21 protein-coding genes, 1 tRNA gene and 1 pseudogene are annotated in these 26,603 nt (G+C 63.2%); 6 read left to right on the top strand and 17 right to left on the bottom strand.

The window, feature by feature from the left end:
- Positions 1-266: 266 nt before the first annotated feature.
- The 9 genes from QMG28_RS04640 to QMG28_RS04600 form a co-directional block, all read right to left on the bottom strand.
- Positions 267-1,655, bottom strand: a complete 1,389-nt coding sequence (locus tag QMG28_RS04640; RefSeq protein WP_281840981.1) for a nuclear transport factor 2 family protein — start codon at positions 1,653-1,655, stop codon at positions 267-269.
- A gap of 16 nt (positions 1,656-1,671) precedes the next feature.
- On the bottom strand, positions 1,672-3,090 hold the full coding sequence (locus tag QMG28_RS04635) for a nuclear transport factor 2 family protein (protein ID WP_281840980.1): 1,419 nt from the start codon (positions 3,088-3,090) through the stop codon (positions 1,672-1,674).
- Positions 3,091-3,098: 8 nt separating this feature from the next.
- Positions 3,099-3,941, bottom strand: coding sequence for a 3-mercaptopyruvate sulfurtransferase (gene sseA, locus QMG28_RS04630; protein ID WP_281840979.1), 843 nt, complete (start codon positions 3,939-3,941; stop codon positions 3,099-3,101).
- Positions 3,942-3,956: 15 nt separating this feature from the next.
- Positions 3,957-5,342 (bottom strand): FAD-binding oxidoreductase, encoded by a 1,386-nt coding sequence (locus QMG28_RS04625; protein ID WP_281840978.1) that lies wholly within the window; start codon positions 5,340-5,342, stop codon positions 3,957-3,959.
- A 2-nt stretch (positions 5,343-5,344) separates the two neighbouring features.
- Entirely contained in the window at positions 5,345-6,109 is a 765-nt protein-coding gene (locus QMG28_RS04620) for an SDR family NAD(P)-dependent oxidoreductase (protein WP_281840977.1), read from the bottom strand.
- A 28-nt stretch (positions 6,110-6,137) separates the two neighbouring features.
- A complete protein-coding gene (locus tag QMG28_RS04615; protein ID WP_281840976.1) occupies positions 6,138-7,352 on the bottom strand; it encodes a mandelate racemase/muconate lactonizing enzyme family protein in 1,215 nt (404 codons plus the stop codon).
- 14 nt (positions 7,353-7,366) lie between these two features.
- Positions 7,367-8,656 (bottom strand): TRAP transporter large permease, encoded by a 1,290-nt coding sequence (locus QMG28_RS04610; protein ID WP_281840975.1) that lies wholly within the window; start codon positions 8,654-8,656, stop codon positions 7,367-7,369.
- A gap of 5 nt (positions 8,657-8,661) precedes the next feature.
- Positions 8,662-9,201, bottom strand: coding sequence for a TRAP transporter small permease (locus QMG28_RS04605; RefSeq protein ID WP_281840974.1), 540 nt, complete (start codon positions 9,199-9,201; stop codon positions 8,662-8,664).
- An 86-nt stretch (positions 9,202-9,287) separates the two neighbouring features.
- Complete coding sequence (locus QMG28_RS04600; RefSeq protein WP_281840973.1) at positions 9,288-10,328, bottom strand: TRAP transporter substrate-binding protein; 1,041 nt, start codon at positions 10,326-10,328, stop codon at positions 9,288-9,290.
- A gap of 295 nt (positions 10,329-10,623) precedes the next feature.
- Between QMG28_RS04600 and QMG28_RS04595 the strand changes: the two genes are divergently transcribed.
- Positions 10,624-12,318, top strand: a complete 1,695-nt coding sequence (locus QMG28_RS04595) for an extracellular solute-binding protein (protein ID WP_281840972.1) — start codon at positions 10,624-10,626, stop codon at positions 12,316-12,318.
- 50 nt (positions 12,319-12,368) lie between these two features.
- Here QMG28_RS04595 and QMG28_RS04590 read toward each other — a convergent pair whose 3' ends face one another.
- A complete protein-coding gene (locus QMG28_RS04590; protein ID WP_281840971.1) occupies positions 12,369-12,836 on the bottom strand; it encodes a nuclear transport factor 2 family protein in 468 nt (155 codons plus the stop codon).
- 152 nt (positions 12,837-12,988) lie between these two features.
- Here QMG28_RS04590 and QMG28_RS04585 point away from each other — a divergent pair, with 152 nt between their 5' ends.
- Positions 12,989-14,350, top strand: coding sequence for a nuclear transport factor 2 family protein (locus QMG28_RS04585; RefSeq protein ID WP_281840970.1), 1,362 nt, complete (start codon positions 12,989-12,991; stop codon positions 14,348-14,350).
- A 46-nt stretch (positions 14,351-14,396) separates the two neighbouring features.
- A complete protein-coding gene (locus tag QMG28_RS04580) occupies positions 14,397-15,167 on the top strand; it encodes an SDR family NAD(P)-dependent oxidoreductase (RefSeq protein WP_281840969.1) in 771 nt (256 codons plus the stop codon).
- A 326-nt stretch (positions 15,168-15,493) separates the two neighbouring features.
- On the opposite strand, the gene QMG28_RS04575 is transcribed toward QMG28_RS04580, so the two are convergent.
- Positions 15,494-16,345 (bottom strand): NHL repeat-containing protein, encoded by an 852-nt coding sequence (locus QMG28_RS04575; protein ID WP_281840968.1) that lies wholly within the window; start codon positions 16,343-16,345, stop codon positions 15,494-15,496.
- Between the two features lie 192 nt (positions 16,346-16,537).
- On the opposite strand from QMG28_RS04575, the gene QMG28_RS04570 reads away from it, so the two are divergent.
- The 3 genes and pseudogenes from QMG28_RS04570 to QMG28_RS04560 all read left to right on the top strand — a co-directional run bounded on the left by QMG28_RS04570 (position 16,538) and on the right by QMG28_RS04560 (position 19,324).
- Positions 16,538-17,746 carry an FG-GAP repeat domain-containing protein gene (locus tag QMG28_RS04570; protein ID WP_281841068.1) on the top strand — a complete coding sequence of 403 codons (1,209 nt, stop codon included), beginning with the start codon at positions 16,538-16,540 and terminating at the stop codon, positions 17,744-17,746.
- A gap of 188 nt (positions 17,747-17,934) precedes the next feature.
- Positions 17,935-18,090 (top strand): annotated as a pseudogene (locus tag QMG28_RS04565) (transposase); the annotation flags it as partial.
- 58 nt (positions 18,091-18,148) lie between these two features.
- Complete coding sequence (locus tag QMG28_RS04560; protein WP_281840967.1) at positions 18,149-19,324, top strand: anaerobic sulfatase maturase; 1,176 nt, start codon at positions 18,149-18,151, stop codon at positions 19,322-19,324.
- Positions 19,325-20,260: 936 nt separating this feature from the next.
- Here QMG28_RS04560 and QMG28_RS04555 read toward each other — a convergent pair.
- The 6 genes from QMG28_RS04555 to QMG28_RS04530 all read right to left on the bottom strand — a co-directional run bounded on the left by QMG28_RS04555 (position 20,261) and on the right by QMG28_RS04530 (position 26,581).
- Positions 20,261-20,335: transfer RNA gene (locus tag QMG28_RS04555), tRNA-Gln, on the bottom strand.
- A gap of 66 nt (positions 20,336-20,401) precedes the next feature.
- Positions 20,402-21,754, bottom strand: coding sequence for a mechanosensitive ion channel family protein (locus tag QMG28_RS04550; protein ID WP_281840966.1), 1,353 nt, complete (start codon positions 21,752-21,754; stop codon positions 20,402-20,404).
- Positions 21,755-21,822: 68 nt separating this feature from the next.
- On the bottom strand, positions 21,823-22,671 hold the full coding sequence (gene kdsA / locus QMG28_RS04545; RefSeq protein ID WP_434784416.1) for a 3-deoxy-8-phosphooctulonate synthase: 849 nt from the start codon (positions 22,669-22,671) through the stop codon (positions 21,823-21,825).
- Positions 22,668-24,416, bottom strand: a complete 1,749-nt coding sequence (locus QMG28_RS04540; RefSeq protein WP_281840965.1) for a KpsE/RkpR family capsule polysaccharide export protein — start codon at positions 24,414-24,416, stop codon at positions 22,668-22,670. Before QMG28_RS04540 ends, kdsA begins: the two co-directional genes overlap by 4 nt.
- Positions 24,394-25,053 carry an ABC transporter ATP-binding protein gene (locus tag QMG28_RS04535; RefSeq protein WP_281840964.1) on the bottom strand — a complete coding sequence of 220 codons (660 nt, stop codon included), beginning with the start codon at positions 25,051-25,053 and terminating at the stop codon, positions 24,394-24,396. Before QMG28_RS04535 ends, QMG28_RS04540 begins: the two co-directional genes overlap by 23 nt.
- Positions 25,054-25,282: 229 nt before the next feature.
- Entirely contained in the window at positions 25,283-26,581 is a 1,299-nt protein-coding gene (locus QMG28_RS04530) for a Na+/H+ antiporter NhaA (protein WP_281840963.1), read from the bottom strand.
- Positions 26,582-26,603: the final 22 nt, after the last annotated feature.

Genomic DNA, 26,603 nt, shown 5'->3' with positions numbered 1-26,603 from the left:
TTTGACACCGACCATAGTCGCATCTTCGCCATCGCATTCATCGACAGATGTCGAGAATGAACTTTTCTCCGAGCCACCCACCCCGCCTCGGCGCCCGCGCCGATATCCCGGGTTTGCGCCGCAGCAACGAGACAGGCGTGATGAGCCGGGCGGACCGGCGATTGCCGGGGCATCGCCCGCGTTTTCATAGATGAGGCATCGACGGATCATCGCGCGCCTCCAACTCAGGCGACCATGCGGTCACCAATCATCCCGAACGGATCGGATCAAGCGTAGGGCCCAAAATCCGTGACAAACCTCAGATCAGTGATGCGGACCCTGCCGCCCTCGCGTCTGGCGCTGGCATAGAGCCTGCCGCCGAACATTTTCACGGCGCCGTCGGCCTCCGCTCGCCGGGTCAGCATGTAGAAACGCGCATCCGCTTCAGCCCCCTCGATTGTGACCACGGGGTTGAACAGATAGCTTTGGCGCAGCTGTGTCTGCGCCCGCTCGTCCAACAGGTGCTGGATGACGGCGGCGCGTCCTTCAACCTCGTCGGTGCCCGTTTCGAGCCTCGCACGGGCATCCAACAGAGGCTCGATGCGCTCGGCGCTACCGCCATCCAATGCCCAGATCAGCCGGTGGAGCTGAGCGACGACCGCCGTTTCGTCATCCGACGCGGGGTCATCGACCGCGAGAGGCGCGCCAAGCATGATGGGGTGCACCGGCTCCGGTGCCGCCGCTTCGCCACGCGCCCAGAGCGGATCAAGCGCGAGATGTGTGGCTTTCCACAACCCCTCGTCCCGCACGAGCGTTGCCCGCAGCAATCCACCCGTATGAGCATTGCCCTCCGGTCTGGCCGTGACCACGAAAAAGTAGGACGCGAATTCGGCATTGTCCCCGGCAAGGTCGATCACCTCGTTGGTGATATGTGTCAATCGCGCTGCACCCTTGCCATCGAGCGCGGCAAGCAGGGCATCGGCGCCGGCGATGGTCTTCCCGGCAATCTGTCCCGTTGCATTCCCGGCCAGTGCCACCCTGCCATGTGCAGGTTGCGCTCCGTCCGCCGCCCGGAAGATCCGCATGATGGCGTCGTGAACGCGCATCCGCTCATCCGCCGCGCGATCCGATGCATGTTCATCCACCACGCCGAAAGTGGCACCGTCAACCAGATCGTCCAGCACACGAGGAAAGGCCGAACTGCCATAGCCCGCCACGCCCGCCTTCTGCATTGCCGGGGGAAGTCCGCCTTCGCTGTAGACATCCTGCCAGCACTTGATCGCGATCTTCCAGCCCGCGTCGGTGCGGATGAACTCGTTCCGGTAATAACCGCCGGCGAGGAAGAATTCGTGGTCGCTTTTCTCGGCCTGTACGCGGGGATTCATCATGTTGCCCGTGTAGAAGGCCCGGTCGCCATCGACCCGCACGAACCCGTTGCTTTGCATGTGGCGCCGGTGCGCAAAGGTACCGGCGCGGCTGCTGAGGCCGGCGATCAGAACCTCGACATCGCGGACTGGCGCCATGGTCGAGGCCAGGAATTGCATGGGAACCGCAAAACACCGGCGCAGCTCGTCCCAGTCGTTGTTGTCGAGCGCCCAGGAATACTCGTTCATCAGCCTGATGATCGCATGAACGTCGTTTGCGGTGTTTCTCGCCTGTGTCAGTCCCGTGTCCATGACTGCGATCCTTTCATCAACTTTGAGCTATGGATGACGCCGGCGCCCGAGGCACATCAAAGGGGCCGAAGTCGCGGCAGAATGTGAGGTCGGTGATCTGCCAGGCCCCGGCCTCGTGTCTTGCCTTCATAAAGAGACGTCCGCCAACCGTGTCGGGAGCGTTCCCTTGCGCCGAAACCTGACGCGCCATCGAGTAGCATTTCAGCGTGGATTGCTCGCCCTCGAACCGGACAACCGTGTTGAAGGCAAAGCTTTGGAGAAAATCCAGAGACCCGCGGTACTCCAGAAGGGCCGCAACAATCGCCGCGCGCGACCGGAGCGGTTCGGCGTCCCAAAGCTTCCCGGTGGCGTCATCCGCGAGACAGCGGCTCAGCCCATCGCGATCTCCGGCGTCGACGCATGCCAGCATCCGGTGGAGAAGGTCTTCGAGCCGCTGGCCATCCGGGACAATGCCGTTCCCGGTCCAGTCGTCACAAAGGTCCGGGCAATCGGCGACCGGGGACTGGGCCGGAACCGTGGCCTTCTGCGTGTCCCAGAGGATCTGCAGTCGCAACGCTGCAAGCCGCCACCCATCGGGCGACTTGCTCAGGTCCGCGTGCAGGATTCCGCCGGCCTGACGGCTGGAGGATTGCCCCGTTCCGATCGTCACGATTGCGGCAGAGGCGGCGTAGCTGGCCCGGTCCCCCGAGACGCGGACGCGATGGTTGGCCAAAAAGGTAAGACGCCGCCCTGCCGGCGCAAGAAAGGCTTGGGCCAGCGCGTCACGCCCGCGACAAGCCTGGCCATCGACCGTGCCGTTCGCCATCGCGTCGACCCATTCGTGAAACGCGGCGAGATCGCCGCTGTCCGCCGCCCGGATCACCCAGTTGACGACCGCCGAAACCGCGTCGTGTTCCGTCGCTGCGGTGCCGGGCCCTTCGGGCAGAACCTGCTTTGCGGCAGTGATCGGGCTGGCGAGCGTGTCGTGCAGGATTTTCATCGGAGCGCCGGAGTCGCTGAAAACGTCCTGCCAGATGATCTCGGACGCCTTCCAGCTCCCGCCTTCGCGCACAAAAGTGTTGCGGTAGAAGCCCCCCTCGTAGAAGAAACCGCCGCCATCGGCGGGTTGCCGAACCCGGGCGAGCATCAGATAGCCGGTATACGCCGCGCGGTCGCCGTCGACGCGAACCAACTGGTTGCAATGAAGATGACAGCGGGCCGCATAGTCATCAACCCGCCCCTGAAACGACGCGATGCGGCTTTCTGCATCGGTTGTCGTCACCGTCCGCGACGACGAAAACCGCAACGCCCCGACAAGGCATTCCCGCAGCCTGTCCCACTCCTTGAAGTCCAGCCCCCAGGAATAGGCGTGCATCCCCTGGCGCACCGCCTGCACGGGCGAAAGACGGCGCCGGGTCTGGTCATCTGATCGCGAATGTGTTGCCGGTTCGGACATCGGTGGGTTCATCCCCTGTCGGGTTCGATTGGAAGGGCGTGGTCGGCGCCCCATTCGGCCCAGGAGCCGTCATAGACCGCGACATCGCGGTTGCCGTTCAGTTCAAGCGCAAGGGCAATGATCGCCGCGGTCACGCCCGAACCGCAGCTGACGATCGCGGGATCCCCAACGGTGACGCCAAGACCCGACAATATCTCTGCCAGATGCGCCGTTTGCTTCATGCGGCCATTCTCGATCAGCTCGGAATAGGGCACGTTCACGCTTCCCGGGATGTGGCCCGACCGGACGCCCGGTCGTGGCTCGGCCACCTCGCCGTAAAACCGGGCCGGGCTTCTGGCGTCCATGATGGCTCTCGTGCCCGATTGCACGGCGGACAGGACATGGGACTTGTCGGCGACCGCCTCCTTCGGTGCGACCGCGCTGAACCCGGCTGGCGAAGGTTTTGCAGGGCCGCTTTGCGTGGGGCGGCCTTCGGCGACCCAGGCCGGGAAGCCACCGTCAAGCACGAAAACCTCCGACGCGCCGAACCCCCGGAACATCCAGCGCACCCGCGCCGCCGAAAACAACCCCGCCGTGTCATAAACGACGATCGTATCCCGGTCCGAAATTCCTAGGGCGGACACCGCCTGCGCGAATTGCCCTGGTGCGGGCATCATGTGGGGAAGATCCGATGGCGCGCAGATCGTATCCAGATCGAAGCGGACCGCTCCGGGAATATGCGCGGCAAGAAAGTCCTGCGCAGGATCGCGCCCGTCTTGCGGCAGATACCATGAGGCGTCCACGATCTTTACCGTGGCGAGGTTCTGCGCCAGCCAGTCTGTCGAACGCAGCGGGGTGTGATGTGCAGGCATTGGGGAACCCTTGTCTCAGGCCGGATCGACGATCTTGCCAGGGTTGAAAATGTTGTCGGGGTCGAGCGAGGTCTTGAGCAGCCGCATCACCTGCATCGCTTCTTCGCCAAATTCATCGGGGAGATATTTTTTCTTTCCCAGACCGACGCCATGCTCGCCGGTGCAGGTGCCGTCCATCGCCAGAGCGCGGCTGACCAGCCGTCTTCCGATCTCCTCCGTCGCCTTGAGTTCGGCCGGGTCGTCGGCGTTGAGCGAGAAGACCACGTGGAAGTTGCCGTCGCCGACATGCCCCATGATGCAGGCGGGCACCGGGCAATCTTCAAGATCCTTCTTGGTTTCGACGATGCACTCGGCGATGCGCGATATCGGCACGCAGACATCGGTGGCCAGTCCCCGCGCGTCGCGCCGCTGGTTCACGGTGGCGTAGTAGGCGTCGTGGCGCGCCTGCCAAAGCCTCGTGCGCTCGTCCGGCCCCTGAGCCATCTCGAAGGACAAGCAGTCGTTCTCGCTCGCAATCGCCTCAAGCAACTCACATTGTTCCGCGACATGCGCCGCGCTGCCATGCAGTTCGAAGAACAGGGTCGAGGTTTCGGGCAGGTCAAGGCCGGAATACCGGTTCACTGCGGCGATCAGCCGATCATCCAGGAACTCGACCCGCGCCGGCGTCACCCCGGATTGCAGCGTCTGGATCGCGGTATCCACCGCGGCGGCTTCGGACGGAAAGGCACATCGCCCGACGATGGTCTCTTCGGGGATGCCGGAAAGACGCAGCGTCACCTCGGTGATGATCCCGAGCGTCCCTTCAGAGCCGACGAACAGCCGCGTCAGGTCATAGCCGGCCGCGGACTTGCGGGCCCGGCGTGAGGTGCGCACGACATGCCCACCGGCGGTAACGACCGTCAGCGCGATGACGTTCTCGCGCATGGTGCCGTATCGCACGGCATTGGTGCCGGAAGCCCGGGTCGCCGCCATGCCTCCGATCGTCGCATCCGGGCCCGGGTCGATCGGGAAGAACAGCCCGGTGGTGCGCAGTTCGGTGTTGAGTTGCTTGCGACGTACACCCGCCTGAACGGTGCAGTCGAAATCCTCGGGATTGACCTGCAATACCCTGTCCATCTGCGACAGGTCGATGCAGACGCCGCCGCGGACGGCGTTCACATTCCCCTCAAGCGAGGTGCCGGCCCCGAAGGCAACGATGGGCAGCTTGTGTTGCGTGCAGATCCGGACTGCAGCGGCCACGTCCTCGGTACTTCGTGCAAAAACGACAAGATCGGGCGGCGCCCAGGGATGAAAGGATTCATCGTGTGCGTGCTGGTCGAGGATCGCCTGCGCTGCAACGGCACGATCCTGAAAATGCGCCTTTATCGCGTCGAGGCCGGGTTGGTGTGACTGGGTTTGCATATTCATTTCAAGAGATATCCACCATCAATGACCAGACTTGAGCCGGTGACGTAGCTCGCCTCGTCCGAGGCAAGGAAAACAACGCCATAGGCGACCTCGTCCGGGTGTCCGAGACGGCGCAGCGGGACGTGTCCCAGCTTGTCGGCACGGCCCTGCTCGGCGTCGCTCAGGGCCGGATTCCCGGGTTGCAGCATCCGCGGCATCAAGCCCGGATGAATCGAATTTACGCGGATCCCGTCCTTTGCATGGGTCAGCGCCGCCTGCCGGGTATAGGTCCAGAGGGCACCCTTCGACGTCGCGTAGACGGGATTGGCGTCTTCGAACGCCGCAAACGCCGCGATGGACGAGATATTGACGATTGCACCGCCGCCGCCCGCACGCATGATCGGAACAGCCAGACGTGTGCCGATCGCGGCACCCATCACGTTGATCTCCATGACCGTTTTCCAGTCATCCACGCTGTCCGGATCAAGCCGGTTCGCTCCGATCCCGGCATTGTTCACCAGGATGTCCAACCGTCCGTAGCGTGCGACAACGGCAGCCAGAACCTCTTCCCAATCGGCTTCGCGTGTCACGTCACCGCGGTGAAACATGGCCTCGCCATCGGCATCCAGAATCCGCTCAAGCACCGGGGCGGCCAGATCGTCGCGAACGTCCATGATACAAACCTTCGCCCCCTCGCGGGCCATCATGGCGGCCTGGGCGGCGCCCATTCCGTTGGCCCCTCCGGTCACCACGGCAACCTTGCCTTTCAGTCTTGCGGTCATGCGCTGCGCCCTCCGTCGTCTTCTGCCCCTAGGCCACCTCAAGAACCGTCGCGTGGTGACGCACGTAATCTTCATCCAGATCGAGCCCCAGCCCCGGCGCATCGCCGACCCGGAACCGGCCCTGCTGCGGCTGGTAATCCTGCTGGCAGATGCGCCGGTTCATCTCGGTCGTGGCGATCACGTGGTGTTCGTGGATCTGAAAGTTCGGGATGGAGGTTTCGATATGCATCGCCGCGGCGGATGAAATCGGCGAACCGCATACATGACCCTGAATCGTGACCTCGTAGGCATGCGCCATGTCGCAGATCTTGCGCCCTTCCGAGATCCCGCCGGCCAGGCAGAAATCCGGCTGCAGCATGTCGAAGCTGCCGTCCTCAAGATAGCTGCGGAACTGCCAGCGGGTGAATATGCGCTCGCCGCCGGTCATGCGGATATGCGGCATGCGTTGCTTGAGCGTGCGCGATGGCCGGCTGGAATTGAAGCTGACCGCCTCTTCGGCCATGAACAGGTCGAGCCCGGCACAGGCCTCGATAAATTGCTGCGCTCCAGAAAGCGAGGTCAGGGAGTGCAATTCGAGGATGATGTCCACATCCGGCCCGACTGCATCGCGGATTGCCTCCATCCTGCGCAGCCCGCGGTTGACGATCTTCTTGTCGAGCACGCCTTTCAGCCGATGCGGGGACTCGCGGTCGCCGTCCTCGTCGATGGTGATCGGGTCCACCTTCACTGCGTCATAGCCCGCCTCGACCGCGCTGATGGCTGAGGCCGCATACTCCTCCGGCTCCGTCAGGTTCACCCAGTTTTCGCCAAACCTGTCGCAGAACTGGATCTGGCTGGCATAGCATCTCAGGCTATCCTGCACGCGGCCGCCGAGAAGATTGCAGACCGGCTGGCCAAGGATCTTGCCGGTAAGGTCCCACATGGCGATGTCGATCGCGCTCATCGTTGCACCGATGACCGGACCGCTCGCACCGCCCCAGAAGGATCTGTACTGCATGTCGTGCCAGAGCTTTTCGCGTTCGAGCGGGTTCCGGCCGATCACGAAGGCGCTGACGAAGTCCCGCAGCATCCCGACAGCCCCGTTGTGCCCAACGCCGTAGGCAAGGCCGGCCTCGCCGAGACCCGTCGCGCCGTCGTCGGTGGTCAGCCGAAGAATGACCGGATGCCAGGGCGAGGAGTGGCGCGGGTTCGTGGCCCCATCCGTCAGGTCCAGGGCAAAGATTTCGGCACGAGCGATTTTCATGGTGGTCCCCTGACCTAGTTGAAGCCGAGCAAAGACGGGATGAAGGTCGTCAGGGCCGGCACCGTCCCGACCAGGACCAGCAGGATGAACTTGAGTGCCAGGAAGGGCAGAAGCTCGCGCACCAGGTCGCTGGTTTTCAGGGAAACGACGCTGCACATTGCGAACAGCACATTGCCGATCGGCGGCGTTGCCAGGCCGATGGTGACATTCACGATCACCATGATCCCGAATTGAAGGTCGCCCATGCCCGCGGCGTAGGCCACAGGCGCGATGACGGGGGCGAACAGGATCAGCGCCAGCGCCGCATCCATGAACATGCCGAGCACGAGGAACAGGATATTGATGCAGATCACCAGCACGATTGGCGAAACATCGAGCGTGCTGAAGAAGTCGCTGGCCAGACCGGACACGTTCTCGAGCGCGAAGATCCAGGTCATGGCGAGCGCCGAGCCGATCATGAAAAGAAGCCGTGCCGCATCAAAGCCGGAGCTGATGAAGATGCGCGCCAGCTGCCGCAGGCTCAGTGCACGATAGATGACGGTTCCCACGAACAGGGCATAGACCACAGCCGCGGCGGCGGCTTCGGTTGGCGTCATGATGCCCCCGACGATCCCGCCAATCAGCAGAACCGGCATCAGAAGCGCAAGCGTGGCGTCCTTTGTCGAAAGCACGAAATCGGGCCAGGTGCGGGAAACGTTCGCCACCGGGAAATTGCGTTTCCGGGCCTCCACGCCGATGATCAGCATATCCGCAACCGCCATCAATACGCCCGGAATCAGCGCTGCCAGGAACATGCCACCGACCGAGGTGTTCATGATCGCGCAATAGAGGATGATCACACCCGAGGGCGGGATGATCGGGCCGACCAGAGAAGATGAAACGGTCACCGCCGCCGCGAATGCGCGCGGGTAGCCGGACTTTTCCATCGCCTCGACCTCAAGCTTGCCGAGCGCCGCGATATCGCCGACGGCAACGCCCGTCAGCCCCGAGAACAGCAGCGAGGCGAGGACGTTGACATAGGCAAATCCGCCCCTGACGCGCCCGACGATCAGATTGGCAAAGTGCATGAGCCGCTCGGCCATACCGGACCGGTTCATGATTTCGCCGGCCAGAAGGAAGAACGGGATCGCGGTCAGAACGATGTAGTCGATCCCTTCGAAGACCTTCTGAGGCAACAACTCGACGAAGCTCGGGATCGGACCTGTCGCGAAGTAGAGCGCCGAGATAGCCAGCATGGAAAACGCCACGGGCACACCCAGCAGGATCATCCCGAAGAAAACGATAAGGACCAGTACAATGGACATCGGAGCTACTCGCTGTCTGCGGGTCGGAACGACCCATCCATGTAGTCTGATTGCCTGATCCCGAGCGACGTCGCACCGCTGCGCGGGCCGACGATATCCCGGACGATCTGGTACAGGACGACCAGCGCCATGAGCCAGAAGGCAATGGCTATCGGCAAAGTCGCGATCAGCATGGAGGTGCCAAGCCCGAAGGATCTGACCGTGCTCATCTGCTGGACAAACCCGATGCTCGTCCAGCCGGTCACCAGGCAGACGCCCAGGATGATGACCCGGACGACCAGCACCCGCAGCCGATTCAAACGCGGTCCGAGCTTGCTTTCGAGAAGATGCAGCGTGATGTGGTCATCGAAAAACAGAAGCACAACGGCCCCGAGCATTACCGACCAGACCATAAGATACCGCGTTACCTCTTCGCTCCATGACGGAGAAAAGGAAAAAGCGTAGCGCGTGAAAACAAGGCTGATCATGACACCGGACATCCCGACCAGCGTCAGAAACTGCGCAACGGAGATGACCCTGCACAATCCAGCAAAAAGCCTTTGCATGGCATGCTTTCCCTAGTTTCGTCGATCAGAGTACCCGCCTCGGGCCGGGGAGTGCGGCCCGAGGCATCAGCCAACACCCGGCGGGCCTACTGGCCGCTTTCGGCCTTGGCGACTTCGCTCAGAAAGATATCGACGATCTCCTGGCTGACGCTGTCCTTGACCATTTCGAGGACCGGCGCCTGGGTCAGATCGCGGAACCTGGCTTTCTCCTCGGTGCTGAGGTCGACGATCGTCACGTCCTTCGACTCGAGATAGGCGCGATCGCTGGCCTCGGAATCCGCCGAGATCTGGCGGTTCCGTTCGGTCATCCGCTGCCCCGCTTCGAGCACGGCCTGACGCAGATCATCGGGCAGGCTGTCGAGCCATTTCTGAGATACCACCACCGTGAGCGCCGCGTAGACGTGCCCGTCCATGATGATGTGCTTCTGCACTTCCTCAAGGCGGGGGACGCGGAACGTCGCCAGCGAGTTCTCTTCCCCGTCGACCACCCCGGTCTGGAGCGAGGTATAGAGGTCCGCCCACGGGATCGGAGTCGGCGATGCACCAAGGGCACGCACCATCTCCATATGCGCCGGGTTCGACATCGTGCGGATCTTCAGGCCTTTCAGATCGTCCACCGTGTTGAGCGGCGAGTTCGCGGTGAAGTGGCGGAAACCACCGTTCTCCATCCATCCGAGCGGGTACATGTCGGTGGCTTCGGACAGCTTCTCTGCCAGCATCTGGCCCGCCGGCCCATCCAGCACCTCATGTGCGACCTCAGCGCTCGAAAAGATATAGGGCACGCCGAGGATCTGGATGTCCGAGAAATACGGCGCCAGGTGGCCATCGGCAGCCATCTCCGCTTCGACCTGACCGCCACGGACGAGATTCAGAACGTTGTCGACCTTGCCAAGCTGACCGTTCCAGAAGATCTGCACGTCGATCCGGCCGCCGGATGCTGCCTCGAGATCTTGCTCGAACTCGGCCAAAGGCGTCCGCGAATGATCCGGGTTCGCCGGATCGGGCGGCGGGGCCTCAAGGCCGACCTTCATCACATAGTCCGCCGCGAGCGCCTGGCCCGCCGTCAATGCGAGCATCGAAATGGCCAGACCGCCTGCGAGTCCGGACAGGAGTTTTGTGGATTTCATGTGGTTCCTCCCTTTCAACGGGCCTTTCCTGCCGCCGGCTCCGATACCTGCACTGCCTCTCCGCAAGCGCGGAAACACGGTATTGACGCATCGTGCCGGACCCTTGGCCCGCGCCGAGACCTATATCGCCGCCGACCGGCCGGAAGGCTTGCAAAAATGTCCAATCTGGCTATTGTCTCATGTCGTGCAGGGCGCAGATGCCCGCACATCCCGGGTTGAGGCGCGGCGGGGGTGTTCCGGTGAATCGCCCCAGGCACAAGCCCGGGTTCGGCTTCCCCACAGATCGCGATTTTCCATGGAACGCTTTGAAAGAGTGAGACTGATCAAGCTGCTGAAAGACGTGGATGCGTCGTTTCAGATCGTTGCCGGCGGCCGCGACTCGCGCCCGTTCTGGAACGTGTTGGCGCATCTGGTCGAGAACACCGATAGCGGCAAGACGGCGACCATCACGTCGCTCGCCAGCACAACCGGCCTTCCCTACAGCACATCCAGGCGGTTCATCCTGGACCTGATAAGCGATGGCGTGATCGAGCAACGCCCGAGAACAAAGACGGGGCGAACCTTCTCCCTTCACGCCAGCGCGGAGACCGAAAGGGCCTTTGACGCCTTCCTTGATCATTTCAAGCAGGTTCTCATCGAGACCATGGGTCTGGCCGATTCCGTTTCGGATGCGAGCTACTTCTATTTCGGTGCGCGTGGTTTGACGGCGATACCGTCGATGGATCGCGACGACCTCAGCGCCATTGCCGATACGGGGCTCAAGTTCCTCTTGCATGACGACCCGTACTTCATCAGCCTTCGCAACCTGTGGTTCGATTTTCGCAGCGGTCTCGGCGCGAAAAAGAGCGACATAGTTCTCATAAAGGGGATGCGGCTCCGCCAGGAAATCGCGGCGAACCATGAGCTTGATCAGTCGCAGTACGACATCCTGAGTGTCGACCTCGCCTACATGGACGAGCTGGCGCGGCGCGGTGTCATTCGCCCGCTGGACAATGTCCTGAACCCCGCCCAGGCCGACGAACTCGACGGTTTGGGCGCATTGGGAAAAATCGACGGCAGGCTCTACGGTGTGCCGATCTATTGCGCCACCAACATGTTCGCGATCCGCACCGATCTCTTCGAGGCAGCGGGTCTTCCGCCACCTGCGCGTTTCGACGAGGTGATTGCCGCGGGCCGCGAACTGAACGCGCCGAAGCTGAACAGGGCCGGTATCGTGTGGGATGCCCGCCGAGGAACTGCCGTCGCCACCACATTCAGGACGCTGCTGGTCGCGGCCGGTGCCTTCAAGACCTTCGGAGAAACCTCCAACTTCAGCAAACCGGGGCCCAAGGTGTCGGTCGAGGAATTCGCGGCGATCGTCAGCAGCAACGAAGCTCTGCAGACGCTCGAATTTCTCTCGCAACTGGTCGAAATATCGCCCGCCAACATCCTCGACATGGCCTGGGACGTGTCGGTCGACACGTTTATGCGGGGCCATGCCGCGATGTGTTTCTCGTGGTCCAACTACATGAGCCAGGCCGAATACGACCCGCGCTCCATCGCCCGGCACAGGATCAAATACCTGACACAGCCGACATTGCGTGGCGGCGTCAAAGCCATGCCGCTGAGCGGCTACGTCCTGTCGATTCCCGCCAACGTGACCGACGCCAGGGCAGCTTCGGCCGCAAAAGCGATCCGATGGCTGATTTCGACCGGAACCAGCAGAAACCAGTCGTCGACCGGTCTGCCCATTGCACCGCGGTTCAGCGATATGATCGACCCTGAAACTCGCCCCGGCATGCGGGTCCAGCGCTTCATTCAGAAGCAGGCCGAAATGCGCCGCCTCCAGACCCAGTACCGGCCGATCGGGTCAAGGTTCCTCGAGACCGAACGAATCCTGGGGGACGAAATCCATGATGCGCTTGCGGGCCTGCAAACTCCGAAGATCGCGCTGAAAAGGGCCGCCGCGCAGATCCTGCAGCTCGCCAGAGAGGGCAACGGCACCGATTGATCCGGGGCCGGAATGCTGCCTGCCCGTGCCGCGATTTGAGATGCGGCGACCTAGCCCAGATCGCCGCGCGCACGCACTTTGATCGTGGGCGAGGCAAATCGGGATTGCGGATGCAGCCAGTCGCAGGTGATGACGCGGGCACCGATCAGCCAGCCCCCGTCCTCCTTCCTGAACAGGTCCTTGTAGGTTCCGCTGAAGTCGAGGCCGTTCTCCGTCGTGACGACAAAATAGCTGTCCACGGAGGCCGTCATCGGGTCATCCAGCACGACGTGCCGCGTCGTCACATGATGGCGCTGAAAGATGCCGGGAGCGCCGCCTTTTCGCGCCTGGTGGCCTGTGCTGAGATTCTCGACAATGGTTGCACGCCCCTCCCAGACCACCCCGGCAGGGGTCTGAAATGTGGCATCCTCGACAAACGCGCTGCCGACCAGGGCAAAGTCCGCGCTGTCCAGGCCAACAGCATAGCGTCCTTGGGTCAGGCAGATGTCAATATAGGCCTGCGCGAGTTCATCCGACATTTGATATCTCCTCCCCGATTGCGCCACCCGGAGCCTAACCGCGCGCTCATACGTCCGGATTGGAGAAAGATGTTCACAATGAACATCCTGTTTGTCGCCGGCCCTTTCCCGCAGCCGTAATCTTGCGCCACTCGGGGAGGCAAGGGACCAGCATGACCAACGACGTGCAGCAGATCAAGAAACTGATGAACGAATATGCCTGGGCGCTCGACCTGTGCGATTGGGAGAGCCTTAGCCGTTGTTTTGCCGATCCGATGGAGTTCCACTCCTCGACGATGGAATCCTGCTACGATTTTCCTTCCCTGAAAGCCGCGGTGCAGGCGCGCGCGCCGTTGTTCGCACTGCGCAGGCACATGATCTCGAACCAGTATGTCAGGATCGACGGTGACCGCGGCTATTTCTACGGCAACCTTATCAATTCCCGCGAACTGGCTCTGCCGCAGCCCGACGATCTGTTTCTGGCCGGAGGCTATTATCGCAACCAGATGGTCAGGACCCCCGATGGCTGGAAGATCGCGGTCAAGTGCTGGCAAGACCTCTGGACCGAAGGCACCTTGCCTGCGGCGATGACGGCCAGCGCGCCGCAATTCGCACCGGTCATGCACGGTATCGACGAGGGCTCGACCTTCGGCGTGCCGGACGAGCAGGCGTCCGACCCGGCGTCGAGCCCGCGTCAGGCCGTATCGGATGCCGTTCTGCGCCTCTTTCGTGCCGCCGACGCCGATGATCGCGATGCCGTCTCCGTAACGCTCGCGGATGCCGACCGGATCCTTTGGCCCGGCGCAGGAAGCGGCAATGCCGTCGATGCACTCTGTGCTGGCGGCGCCAAGCGAATGACCTACCTGACCAACGAGCTGATCCGGATCAATCCGGACGGCGCGGAATTCGCGTCCTACTTCTACCAGGTAACGGGGGGCACCGACGGCAGCGAAAACAGGCACACCGGCGGCTTCCTGGCCGTGTCGCTGACCCAGGACAAGAAGGGCTGGCGGATCCGGTCTCTGCACTACGAACAGATCTGGGAGAAGGGTAAGCCCCTGTGCGACGACCCACGAGATGGCACTCAACTCGCCGCCCGGTTCCTGGCGCCCTTCTCTGTGGCCGACAACGCCCCCGCATCGGACGAAGAACGGATCGCGGAGTTGCACGCCATGTACACCTGGTGTTTCGATGCGGGCGACTTCGCGCTGATGGAGAGCTGCTTTACCGAGGACGTTCAGTGCAATTTCGAGTCGGGCATGGGCAAACGCTTCGACCGGCGCAGCATGATCGACCAGCTTGCGATCGACCGCGATCTGAAGCCGTTCTATCAGCACTATACCTTCAACACCCTGGTCTCGGTCGAGGGTGATCGCGCGGAACTGAATTGCTATGCCTTCACCCGGCGCACGCCCGACGGCGGGGGGCCGGTGCTCTGCGCCGGAGGGCGCTACCGTGCGACGGCGGTCAGGCAAGGGGAAGGGTGGGCTTTTTCACACTTTCACTATCAGCGCGATTACGGTCCCTATCAGTAGGCCGGCAAGCGCCGGTTCAAGAAAAGCGTCGTCGGAGGAGGACAATTTGGGAAATCGGTTCGAAGGCAAGGTGGTCGTCATTTCTGGCGGCGCCAACGGTATGGGCGCCGAAGAGGCGCGGCTTTTTGCACGGGAGGGCGCCGCAATCTGCATCAGCGACGTTCACGTCGAGTTCGGACGGGAAACCGCGGAACAGATCAACGCGGATGGCGGCAGATGCATTTTCGTGCGGGCCGACGTTACCAGCGAGGAAGACTGGGCGAGCGTTGCGGCGCAGGCGGCTGACGCTTTCGGGGGGATCCACATCCTGGTGAACAATGCCGGGATCGGCGGGCGGTCGGGGCTCGACCCTGAATCGCTTTCGGACTTCGAAAAGATCATGGCGATCAACATGACCGGGGCATATCTGGGCACCAGGGCCTGCGTGCCGCACATGCGCAAAGCCGGCGGTGGAGCGATCGTCAACATCTCCTCGATCGCGGGGTTCGTCGGCGATGCGCTGACGCATCCGGCCTATACCGCCTCCAAGGGCGCCCTGCGCCTGTATACCAAAGCCATCGCCTGTCGCTATGCCGCCGATGGCATACGTGCGAACTCGGTCCATCCGGGCCTGATGCCGCGCATGCTGAGCCCGAGCGGGCAGCGTCAGGAGATCGACGCCGAAACGCTGTTCGCCAAGGAGATCGAGAAGATCCCGCTGGGCCGGATCGGCCGCGCCGACGAGGTTGCAAAGGCCGTCATGTTCCTCGCATCCGACGATGCCAGCTATATCACCGGCACCGAACTCGTCGTCGATGGCGGGTTTCTGGCGCAGTAGGGCAGAACGCCTGCTGAATGCGGGAAGCGCAGCTTAGTTATCGCTGGCAGGGTCACACGTGGCGCAAACGCGGTCGCGTATTTGTGAGTGCTCACGGGCGCTTTCAGGCCATCGAAAGCCCTGAAAATCGCATGGGTAGTGCATCGGCAGAATGGCAAGAGGCAGTTTTCAACAAATAAATTCAAAGGTGATGGCGGTGGTGTCAGACCGCGAGATCTGCCGCGATGCGATGGGGGCACAGTTCAACAGAGCGACGCGCGCATCCAAATGATGTTCGACAGATGACGCGCCGGGGCCACGCGCTCCCCGGCGGCGGCTCCCTGCGGCTATTCGCTTAGCTGGTAGGCGGTGACCTGGCCGGCGTTCAGGTTCGGCACAAGGATTGTCGTGTCCATGGCCCCAAGATCGGCCGCGCCGGGTGCGGTTTCGGCGATAACTTGGTTCGTGCCGTCCTTCCAGAGCATGATCCGCCCGGTTGGATTGTCGTCATAGACGATCATGTCACCGACAGCGACCAGGCCGTCGACACTGGCGACGCCCTGCGCGCCATCGAGCGGCGTTGCTTCCCCGGTGGCAAGATCCACGGCAATCAGGCCACCGGGATTGTTCACCGCGAAGTTTTCGCCCATCTCGTCGCCGAATGACCCGACGATCATCCGGTCGCCATCGACGAAAATGCCATTTGGCAGCGGCAACGAGCCGAGTTCCTTCCATAGCTCTGCCGTGCCATCCATCACGCGGAAAATGCCGCCGCCCATGAATTCGCTGACATAGACCGCGCCATCCGGCCCGACCGCAACGTCGTTGGGGAACATGGCGCCCGGAAGGGCGATGGTGGCTTCGAGCGTGCCCGACGCGATGTCGACCACCTGAAGACCCACCGCGTCGGCGACATAGAGCTTGCCATCGTGCGATGCCATGCCCTTGGGATCCATCAGACCGTCGACCCAGGAGGCCTCGATCAGACTGCCATCGGGCGAGACCAGCGAAAGCGCGCCATCCATGCCGCCATCGGGCCCGAACGCGCCGATATTGCTGACCACGATATTGCCGGACCCGGCCTCGTAATAGGCGGATTCAGGCATCTGGAAGCCGTCGAGTGTCCAGAGTTCGGTCAGCGTCTCGGCCGAGGCCGCAGACGCGAGGCAAAGTGTGGCACAAATGGTGATGTAGCGCATCTGGGTCTCCCTTCGGATTGCGTGGCAGGTGCGCGCGCCGGGTTATTGACGGATCGGCGCGGGGCACAGGAGAATGATCGCATGAAGGCTTATTGACAACGCCAATGCCGTTCATAGGCCGCAGGCGGGTGTAACGGGACGCGGACGGTCGGACGCGGGTCCGAGCCGCAATGCGCTCAGGAGGTGAGGAAAATGTCAAAATGTGCAGCGCAGCGGGCGAGCGCTCGCCGAAATGCCGGCACGCCGATCGCCGCGCTGGCGGTGCTCGCGGCGGCAACTGCGGCATGGGCCGACCCGGGCGGATACCGGCGCGATGATGGGCTCGGCACCCGCGACCCGAGAGACTTCACCATGGATATCGCACAAGGCGACGTCGATGGCGACGGCCACGCCGATCTTGTGCTGGCACTGGAATTCGCGCCCAATATCCTGCTGCTGGGCGATGGCACCGGGCGCTTCCGCGACGCAGAGCCGGGATGGGCCCCGCGCGAGGTGCATGACAGCGAAGATGCCGCTCTTGGCGACGTGGACGGCGACGGCGATCTCGACCTCGTGGTCGTGTCCGAGGATGACCGCACCGACAGCTACCTGCTGAACGATGGCAGCGGCCGGTTCCGGCCATCGCCGTGGCCGCTTCCGGTTGCCGGCATTTCCAACGCCGTGATCATGGCCGACATGGACAGCGACGGCGATCTGGACCTTGTCATCGGCAATAACGGGCCAAATGTCCTGCTGCTGAATGACGGCAGGGGGAGGTTCCGCGTGGATCCGGGGTTTCCCGGAGGTGCGCAGGTCACCCAGGATCTCGCACTGGGCGACGTGACCGGCGACGGGCTTGCCGACATTGTGGTGGCAAACGAGGGGAGGAACAGCCTTCTGGTCGCGCTGGGGGGCGGGCGCTTTGCCGATGCCAGCGAGACCCTGCTTGCCGGGCAGATTGCCGGTGAAACCCGCGACGCGGAGCTGATCGACGTCGATGGCGATGGCGACCTGGATCTCTATCTGGCCAATGTGAGCCTGTTTTCCGATCTCGACTCGCAGGACCGGCTGCTGATCAACGACGGAACCGGCCATTTCACCGATGAGACGTCGGCGCGGCTGCCGGCAGACAGCGGCTCAACCATGGACGCGGCCGCGGCTGACCTCGACGGTGACGGCACCATGGATATTGTCCTCGCGCGGTTCGGCGACCTCACGGGCCGCAGCTGGTCCACGCCGCTTGCGGTGCTGACGAACGATGGCACCGGGCACTTCACCGGCGTGGCCGGCCTTTTGCCCGGTGATGCGACCGCGAACGGAATGCATGTCGAGGTGATTGATCTTGCAGGCGGTGGGCGCCCCATGTTGGCAATCGCCAGTCGCGGCGGACCTGACTTTCTGCTTGTGCCGGTAAATCGCTGATCGGCGACGGTATTCCTTTGTCGGCAGGGAGAAGTTCGCATTCGTCTGCCGCCACCCCTCGCAGCTTCCAGGGAAGAGGCGGGTGACAATGAGCAGACCGTATTTCGCGCCAGGTGGCCGGCACTCCAGAGCAGGGCGCAGTTCAATTTGAGGTGGTCCTGGATTTGTAGACACCTTGGCCCCTAACTTTGAGGCAAGGAGGCCGACATGGGGCAAGCAATTACAGAGATGGGTTCAAGCGGGATGCGGTGCACCAGATCACAGTGCGTGGGTATCCTGTGCGGGAAGTTTCCCGACGGTTCGGAGTGAGCACCCATTCTCTGTACAAATGGTTGAAGCTGTTCGGTGACGGGGGACAGTTATTGCCTTGAAATTGTCGTCGATACCGGTTGATTTGGGATCATGACCGCAACCCGCCCCTTCCACGTGATGACCAAGCCCATCGGGCCCCGGTGCAACATCGATTGCAGCTACTGCTATTATCTCGAAAAGGAAAAGCTCTACCCGGACGAGAAGAAGTTCCGCATGCCCGATGACGTGCTGGAAACCTACGTGCAGGGGTTGATCGCGGCCGAGATCAGAGCGGGGATGCGGGAGGTTCTGTTCGCATGGCAGGGCGGCGAGCCGACCATGCTGGGGGTCGACTTCTTCGAGCGAGCCGTGGCATTGCAGAAGCAATACGCCCCGTCCGGCGTTCGGATCGAGAATACGCTTCAGACAAACGGCATCCTTATCGACGATGCCTGGGCTCGGTTCTTCGCCCGCGAGAATTTCCTGATCGGGATCTCCATCGACGGGCCGAAACAGATCCACGACCGCTACCGGCGCGACCGGGCGGGACGACCCACGTTCGACGCAGTGATGCGCGGGCTCGAGGCGCTCAAGCGCAATGGCGCCGAGTTCAACATCCTCACCACGGTGCACCGGGCCAATGCCGGCAAGGGCAAGGAGATCTACCGGTTCCTGCGTGGACTCGGCACCGAGCACCTGCAGTTCATCCCGATCGTCGAGCGTCGTGCGCCCGATGGCGACCTTGCCAGCGCGCCACAGGCAGACGACGACCCGTCGAACGCCATCACCGAGTGGAGCGTGGCACCGAAGGCCTACGGCAAGTTCCTCTGCGACGTCTTCGACCAGTGGCACCGCCACGACATCGGCCAGGTGTTCGTGCAGTTCTTCGAGAACCAGGTGGGTCTATGGATGGGCCGCCCGGCGAGTTTGTGCATCTTCGCCGAGACTTGCGGCAACGGGTTGGCAATTGAGCACAACGGCGATCTCTACGCATGCGACCACTTCGTCTATCCCGAGTTCAAGCTTGGCAATATCATGGAGCGCGACATCGGCGAGATGGCGTGGAGTGACGCGGCGCACGAATTTGGCGACGCCAAGCGCGACAGCCTGACCGCTCAGTGCAAGGCCTGCGAATTCCGCACCGTTTGCAATGGTGGATGCCCCAAACACCGGATTCTGCGCTCGAAGGACGGCGAGCCGGGGCACAACTATTTCTGTGAAAGCTACACGATGTTCTTCCGGCACGCCAGGCCCCGGCTCAGGGAGATCGCCACCCGGGTGGGATGACAAATCACCGTGCAGGCCCACGTCGCACGGCCAAGCGACAGGCGCCGCGGGATCACGCGAACCGTGTTCGCCTCGATGCAGCCCCGCCAAAAAGCGGTGTCACACCCGAACGCCGGTTGCGCCAACGGACGGCCTATGGCAGACGGACGGGTTCGGACGTTTGGCGACCTACCATCGACTCCTGGGGCCGCGAAAGACTGTCCGCTCTATATTCGCGACGTCGCGCAACCCCGACCTCCCCCTGATCGCGACCGGGCATCTGCACTGCGCAGGCGGGCTGGAGAGCGAGGGAGCCGAACGACGGATCCTGATCGGAGGCGCGCACCCGCCTTCGGCCAAACCGGAAAAGTCGGAAACTCCCGGTTTTCTTTTCGGCTCCGCTCTGGATCCCTGTTTTTCCCGCCCGCGCAAACTATTGAGCGAAATGCGCAATATTATGGGTATCGCGCACGGTTTTCGGCAATCCTACAAACCTATCCGAAGCTTTGGTCGGAACAGCTGTTGCGTTCTGCGCGATGAACCCACGGAACCGTCCGACCACGCCGCCCAGAATTCGCCCACACAGCAGGACCATAAGCCGGCCAACATCGCCAGTCGGCTTCTGGTCAGCGCTCGTGATAGATGGCACGACTGGCTCGTCCTGAAGCTCGAACCGGAGGAGCAAGTCAACAGCGCGCAGGCTGAGACGAAAGCTATCCCATGCTTCGAGTTCAGACCGGGCGCGGGCCTTGGTCTCCGCGAGTAGTTCCTCGGAATCGCGCACGATCTCGGTTGCGGGCCCGGGCCCCTAGGCCGTCCGGGTCGTGACGAGATCGTTTTCAGCAATGTGTAGCAAAAATGAGGGCGAACTGTATAGAAAAACCCGCCAGTCAAACGGCGTCCTGCCCAGAAATTACTTTGTTTTCAGTGACTTATTTTACTAAGACTGCGAGAAAATGGCTGGGGTGGTAGGATTCGAACCTACGATACACGGTACCAAAAACCGCTGCCTTACCACTTGGCTACACCCCAGCAGCGCCGGTGTTCCTACTCAATGCGCCCCGGGGCTGCAAGCGAAAAAAGCGGCGCGGCGGCGCGCTATTCGGCGCGGGTTCCAAGGGTCAGCAGATCGTCGGCCCCGGTCTCGCGCCGCTCGTCGTTGACCATCTTCTCCAGCTCGTGTTCGGGCGTCGCCGCCACGTCCTGCACCTGATCGCCGGCCGGTACGGGATGGGGGGCAAGCGCGGGCCTGGGCGCGACCGGCGCGGCCTGCATCGGCGGCACCGGCACGCTCGCGGCATCGGCGGTGAGCAAGCGGTAGGTGGGTTCGGGCATCTCGATACCGGCGCGGTCAAAGGCGATGAGCACTTGGCGGATCGCCTCGGAGCGCGCCGCTTGCAGATCGGTCTCGCGCTGGTCGATCCAGCCCACCACGATCATGCCGATATCGGAGCCATTGAGTGTGGTTGTCCAGGAATTCACCGCCGGGCTTTCCAGAACGAAGGGCAGCGCCCCCACCGTGTCTTCCGCCAGCACTTTGGCGGCGGCGAGATCGGTACCATAGGCCACGCCGATATCGAATTTGAAGCGGCGCTCGGGATTGCGGCTGTAATTGAGGATCCGGCTCTTGAACACGGTCGAATTGGGAATGCGGATATGGTTGCCGTCCCAGCTCAGCAGGATTGTCGCCCGGCTGGTGAGGCGGATCACTTTGCCCTCGTCGCCATTGATCTCGATCGCATCGTTCGGGCGGAACGGCTGGCGGATCGACAGCAGGATCGAGGCGATGAAATTCTCCACCGTGTCGCGCACGGCAAAACCGATAGCGAGGCCGACGATGCCCGCCGCGCCAAGGATGGTCGACAGCAGCGCCGTGGCGCCGAGGATGTCGAGCGCAACGACGATCCCCGCGACCAATGCGGCGAGTTTGACCACGGTGCGGTAGATGTCGGCGATGAAGGCATTGGGCGCGAGCCGTTCCCAGGGCTGGGTGCGGTTACCGATGAAAAAGCCCAGCCAGACGACAAGTCCGAAGGCCACCGCCGCCACCGCGATCAGCGGCAGGAAGGCCACCGTTGCCTGAGCGCGCGAGACGAGCCGTTTCCAGACCGGCGAGAGGCGGTCCGCCACGCTGGTCGACAGTGTAACCTCGTTCTCGATGGCCACGACGCCATCGACGCGCTCGACCAATGTATCGAGCTTTTCGACAAGCCCCGCATCGAGGGTGGTCCCCCGCAGGGTGACGATGCCCGCTTTCACAGCGACGGTCACATCTTCGTAGCCGTCGAGCTCGTGGATGATGTCGCGGATGCGGGTGGCGATGGCGGCGTCGGATTCGGCCTGGATCGCGGCGCTCGACCCTTCGCGCGTGGTGATCGTGCCATTCTGCGCCGAGGCCGGGACAGCGACAAGGAGCGCGAGAGAAAACAGAAGGAATCGAATGGCTTTCATGATGACCTCGGAAAATTTTCCGAGAGCCTAGGCAAGCCCCCCGCGAAAGGCCAGAACCTATCCGCCCGTCAGCCGGGCCGGAGCGGGCGGGCCTTGGCGAGCCGGTCGAATGCCGCGAGATCTGCGATCAGCGCCGGCATATCGTCAAGCCGGATCATATTGGGGCCATCAGAGGGGGCGCTGTCCGGTTCCGGATGGGTCTCGATGAACACCCCGGCGATCCCGAGCGACACGGCTGCGCGCGCCAGCACCGGGGCCATCCGCCTGTCGCCGCCCGAGGCATCGCCGTGGCCGCCCGGCATCTGCACCGCATGGGTCGCATCCATGATCACCGGATAGCCCGTTTCGGCCATCGCCGGCAGAGCGCGCATATCGGTGACCAGCGCGTTGTAGCCGAAGGACGTGCCGCGCTCGGTGAGCAGGATCGCCTCGTTGCCCGTCTGCGATACCTTGGCCGCGGCGCGCGCCATATCCCACGGCGCGAGAAACTGGCCCTTCTTGATATTCACCGCCCGCCTTGTGCGCCCGGCGGCCTGCAACAGATCGGTCTGGCGGCAGAGGAAGGCGGGGATCTGCAGAATATCGGCCACCTCGGCCACCGGGGCAGCCTGACCGGGCAGGTGGATATCGGTCAGCACCGGCACGCCGAGCCGGGCCTTCACCCCCGCCAGCATCGCAAGCCCCGCCTCCATCCCCGGCCCACGCGCACCCTGCGCAGAGGTGCGGTTGGCCTTGTCGAAGGATGCCTTGAAGATGAAGCCCACCCCCTCGGCGGCGCAGGCCGCCTGCAGCGCCGCGGCGATGGTCAGCGCGTGGTCGAGCCCTTCAAGCTGGCACGGGCCGGCGATCAGGGTCAGCGGCAGGTCGTTGCCGACCCGCACGCCGCCGATATCGAGCGCCCGCACGGGCGCACTCATCCCGAGACCTGCTCGCGCAGGATCGACGCGGTGATCGAGATCATCAGGTAGATGCCCGCGAATATGAGGAAGGCGAGGATCGTGTTTTCAAAGGCACGCGGATAGGTCGGCTGGTCCGGCGCCACCGGGTGCACGCCCATCTCAAGGTAGCGGGTCTGCTTGTTGGCCTCGATCCGGGCCGCTTCAAGCTGCTGCAGCGCCTGCTGCATCATCAGCGTGCGGGTCTCAAGATCCGACTGCGCCACGGCGAGCTGGCCGGAGATCTGTGCGATGCTTTCGCCCGAGGCGGTGCCGCCCGCATCGGTGAGCTTGGCGCGCAGATCGCCCACCAGCGCTTCCAGCCGGCGGATATCGCCGCGCACACCCTCAACCCGCGCCTGGTTCGGCCGGGCATTGTCGAGCAATTGCTGAAGCTGGAGTTGCTTTTCGCTGAGCTGGGTCTCGAAGGTGGCGATCTGCCCGTTGAGCGTGCTGGCCTCGGATGTGGCGTCGAACACGCCGAGTTCCTGTTGCAGCCGCAGCACTTCGGCCTGCGCTGCCGCGCGCTTTTCTTCCGCCTCCTGGTAGCTCGATACCGCGCCGGCCATCTGGTCTTCGCGCAGCCGGGTGGTGAGATTGTCCACCCGTTCCTCGGCATAGCGGATCAGCGCCTCGGAGAAGGCTGCCGAAAGCTCGGGGCTTGCCGCGACCACCTCCATCTTGATGATCCCCTCCGACGGGTCGAAGCCGATCTTCACATTGCGCTTGTAGAGCTTGTAGGCCTCCTCGTTCGACGCATTGGCGCCAAGGCGCTGGATCGCGTCGATCTCGGGGTTTTCGAAATGGTCCTTGAAGGCCAGATCCGCATCCAGCCGCAGCATCGCGTCGCGCGAGGTGAGATAGGATTGCACGGTGATCGAATCCTGGCTCGTGGCCAGCCCCGACCCTGCGAAGAGCGAGCCGAGCGAGGTCGAACCGACCTCGGCTTTCTGGATCACGAATTCGGACTTGGTCGCATACATCGGCGTGGCGATGGCGTAGAAGTAATAGCCCGCGATCAGCGTGGGCAGCAGGACGAAGAAGGCGAGCCGCGTGAACAGAAGCGAAAGCTTGCGGCGGCGGCGACGGGCGATGTCGGCCTGAATCTCCATGATCGACCGCGCCCGCTCGGCGGCGTCCATCACCTTTGGCGAGGGCAGTTTGGGCGAATTGTCGACGGTTTGCGGCAGTTGCACCCGGTCCTGGTTCTCGGCGCGTTGCGGCGGCTTGCCATCGGCGGAGACCAGTTCGAGCATATTGGCGCGGTGGAACGGATCAATGCCGTTGCGGCGCAGCAGGCGCACCGCGTCGTAATCCGACGTCGCGGGCAGCCCGTGCTTTTGCGCGAGGCGGCGGGCCATGCGAAGCTGGCGGCCGGTCAGGCCCTCCTTACGGATTTCAGCAAGCTCGTGCTCGGCTGAACCGCCCGGCGGCGTCGCGGCCATGCTCTGCGCGGCGGATGCCGGGGCGCGGCGGCCGGCGGTGTTGAAGCCTTCTTCCGGAAAACCGTCTTCGGTGCCATCGGCCACGCTCGCCTCAAGCGGGTTCAGCTCGCGCGGTGCACGCGGCGGCACGCCGCGCGGGCGCTGGCCGGTCGGCGCGGCAGCCGCAGCCTCGCCCGCCGGCGGCTCGTCGCGCTCGAACCTCTCGGCGGTGGCATGCGCGCCCGCCGCCTGTGTGGGAGACCGGCGGATCCGGAATTTCTTAGCCTTGGGTGGAGTAGTCATAGAGCTGTTTCGCCTCTTCCAAGGTGTCAAAAATGTACAACTGGCCGTCGCGCAGGACGCCAGCAGAACTTGCAAACTTTTCCAGCGTCTTCGCCTGGTGGCTGACGATGATCACGGTCGCACTTTCGAGCCGTTCGCGCAGCGCATCGCCGGCCTTTCGGTTGAACTCGGCATCGGTCGTCTGCGGCATGCCCTCGTCGATCAGATAGATATCGAAATCGAGCGCCAGCAGGAGCGAAAAGGAGAAGCGCGCGCGCATCCCCGCCGAATATGTGCCGAGCGGAAAATCGTAATATTCCTCAAGGCCGCAGAGCCAGCGCGTATAGGCCTCGATATAGTCCGGGTCGAGCCCGTAGAGCTGGGCAATGTAGCGGGCGTTTTCCTTCGCCGAGAGCTTGCTCACCACCCCGCCCATGAACCCGAGCGGGAATGAGACGCGGCTGGTGCGCCGGATCTCGCCCTCGTCGGGCTTTTCGAGCCCCGCCATCATGTTGATGATCGTCGTCTTGCCCGAGCCGTTCGGCGCGAGGATGCCAAAGCTCTGGCCCAGTTCAACGCGAAACGACGCCTGGTCGAGAATGACCTTGCGCTGCTTGCCGGTCCAGAAGGACTTGCTCACGTTTTTGAACTCGATCATGCGGCGTGCCTTGGATCCGCTCTTTGCCTTGCTGCCCGTTTATCCGAGCTTCGTTAATATCGGGATATATAGGGCCAATTGGGCGCCATTATGTCGGACAAATTCCCCGCAAGACAACGGATTCACACCAATTGTGGCGGAATCTTGACGGATTCGGCCTCTGTTTGTTGTCGCACAGGAAACACCGCAGCCGCGACCCCCTTGTTCTGCGAGGGCCATGCGCCCGCGCCTATCCCTGTTGTTTCTGAACCCGAAACACTTTGCCCGCAAGGATCGCGATCGCCGCAGCGCCGAAACTGAACAGCGCCCCCATCTTCGCCGCGTCCTGCACCGGGCCGGGATCGAAGGCGACGGAGGCCACGAACAGCGCCACGGTAAAGCCGATGGCCGCAACCGCGCCGATCACCACCAGATCGGCCGGGCGCATCCCGGCCGGCAGCCCAAGCCCGAGCGGGCGCGCGGCGATCCAGCCAAAGAGAAAGATGCCAAGCGGCTTGCCGATCAGCAGGCCCGCCAGCACCAGCCAGGTCGGGGCGCTGATCGCGCTGAACTCGACCCCGGCATTGGCCAGCCCGAAGAAGAAGAGAATCACCTCCACCGGGTTCTTCAGAGCGTGCTCGATCACGTTCAGCAGGTCGGTCAGGTATTTTTCGGCCTCGGCGAAGATGCCGAAGGCACGGTCGGCATGCGGGATTGCGGGCACGATGGGCAGAAGCCCGAGCGCGGGGTGAATCCCGGACTGCGCGAAGGCAAACCAGCTCACCGCACCGGCCAGCGCATAGGGCCAGAAGTTCAGATATTTGCGCACCCAGGTCGAATAGGGTCGCGTCTGCTTACCAACGTCGAGCCGGCGCGGCAGCCAGTTGAACAGCCCGTAAACGGCCAGCGCGGCCCCGAAGGAGACCAGCAGCCATTCCGGCGCCAGCTCGCCCGACGGATAGAAAATCGCCAGGATGATCAGCCCGCCCGCATCGTCGGCGATGGCGAGAAGCAGCAGGAAGCGCACCGCCGGGTGGCCCGCGCCGAACACGATCCGGCCCACGAGATAGGAAAAGGCGATATCCGTCGCGGTCGGGATCGCCCATCCGCGATGCACCGCATCGAAGGTTTCCGACCCGAGAAACAGCGCCAGCCCGAGATAGACGGCGATCGGCCCGAGCATCCCGCCCGCCGTCGCCACCAGCGGCGTGGCGGCCTTGCGGCCCCGGAGCGAGCCGTTTTTCAGGATCACCGCCTCCCAGACTTCCTTGGCCGCGATGGCAAAGAAGAAGGCCATGAGCATGTCGTTCACGAGGTAGTGGACGGTCACCACCTTCTCGACATCGCCGATCTCGTAGTGATGGGCGGCATCGCCATAGGCCAGCGTCCAGTGATGAATGTCGCTGCCGAACCACGAATTGAACCACAGCGGGTATTCGACGAAATGATGGTAGCTGTTCGGATCGACATTGGCCCAGGCCAGCGCCAGTACGGCGCCGAGGATCAGGAGCAAAGAGTAGTTGCTGATGAAGTTCCACACCCGGTACATGCCCGTGCTCCCGTCGCATTCG

This window comes from Sinisalibacter aestuarii (assembly GCF_027923545.1).
GTDB lineage: Bacteria > Pseudomonadota > Alphaproteobacteria > Rhodobacterales > Rhodobacteraceae > Sinisalibacter > Sinisalibacter aestuarii.
Note: the sequence above shows the minus strand (reverse complement) of the source record. Positions and strands in the feature narration are given on the sequence as shown.

Coding starts and splice junctions, on each gene's coding strand:
- QMG28_RS04575 (WP_281840968.1), bottom strand. CDS start 16,345: ATGCGCTACATCACCATTTGTGCCACACTTTGCCTCGCGTCTGCGGCC.
- QMG28_RS04635 (WP_281840980.1), bottom strand. CDS start 3,090: ATGTCCGAACCGGCAACACATTCGCGATCAGATGACCAGACCCGGCGC.
- QMG28_RS04560 (WP_281840967.1), top strand. CDS start 18,149: ATGACCGCAACCCGCCCCTTCCACGTGATGACCAAGCCCATCGGGCCC.
- QMG28_RS04640 (WP_281840981.1), bottom strand. CDS start 1,655: ATGGACACGGGACTGACACAGGCGAGAAACACCGCAAACGACGTTCAT.
- QMG28_RS04595 (WP_281840972.1), top strand. CDS start 10,624: ATGGAACGCTTTGAAAGAGTGAGACTGATCAAGCTGCTGAAAGACGTG.
- QMG28_RS04570 (WP_281841068.1), top strand. CDS start 16,538: ATGTCAAAATGTGCAGCGCAGCGGGCGAGCGCTCGCCGAAATGCCGGC.
- sseA (WP_281840979.1), bottom strand. CDS start 3,941: ATGCCTGCACATCACACCCCGCTGCGTTCGACAGACTGGCTGGCGCAG.
- QMG28_RS04605 (WP_281840974.1), bottom strand. CDS start 9,201: ATGCAAAGGCTTTTTGCTGGATTGTGCAGGGTCATCTCCGTTGCGCAG.
- QMG28_RS04615 (WP_281840976.1), bottom strand. CDS start 7,352: ATGAAAATCGCTCGTGCCGAAATCTTTGCCCTGGACCTGACGGATGGG.
- kdsA (WP_434784416.1), bottom strand. CDS start 22,671: ATGAGTGCGCCCGTGCGGGCGCTCGATATCGGCGGCGTGCGGGTCGGC.
- QMG28_RS04610 (WP_281840975.1), bottom strand. CDS start 8,656: ATGTCCATTGTACTGGTCCTTATCGTTTTCTTCGGGATGATCCTGCTG.
- QMG28_RS04530 (WP_281840963.1), bottom strand. CDS start 26,581: ATGTACCGGGTGTGGAACTTCATCAGCAACTACTCTTTGCTCCTGATC.
- QMG28_RS04600 (WP_281840973.1), bottom strand. CDS start 10,328: ATGAAATCCACAAAACTCCTGTCCGGACTCGCAGGCGGTCTGGCCATT.
- QMG28_RS04540 (WP_281840965.1), bottom strand. CDS start 24,416: ATGACTACTCCACCCAAGGCTAAGAAATTCCGGATCCGCCGGTCTCCC.
- QMG28_RS04550 (WP_281840966.1), bottom strand. CDS start 21,754: ATGAAAGCCATTCGATTCCTTCTGTTTTCTCTCGCGCTCCTTGTCGCT.
- QMG28_RS04625 (WP_281840978.1), bottom strand. CDS start 5,342: ATGCAAACCCAGTCACACCAACCCGGCCTCGACGCGATAAAGGCGCAT.
- QMG28_RS04620 (WP_281840977.1), bottom strand. CDS start 6,109: ATGACCGCAAGACTGAAAGGCAAGGTTGCCGTGGTGACCGGAGGGGCC.
- QMG28_RS04585 (WP_281840970.1), top strand. CDS start 12,989: ATGACCAACGACGTGCAGCAGATCAAGAAACTGATGAACGAATATGCC.
- QMG28_RS04535 (WP_281840964.1), bottom strand. CDS start 25,053: ATGATCGAGTTCAAAAACGTGAGCAAGTCCTTCTGGACCGGCAAGCAG.
- QMG28_RS04590 (WP_281840971.1), bottom strand. CDS start 12,836: ATGTCGGATGAACTCGCGCAGGCCTATATTGACATCTGCCTGACCCAA.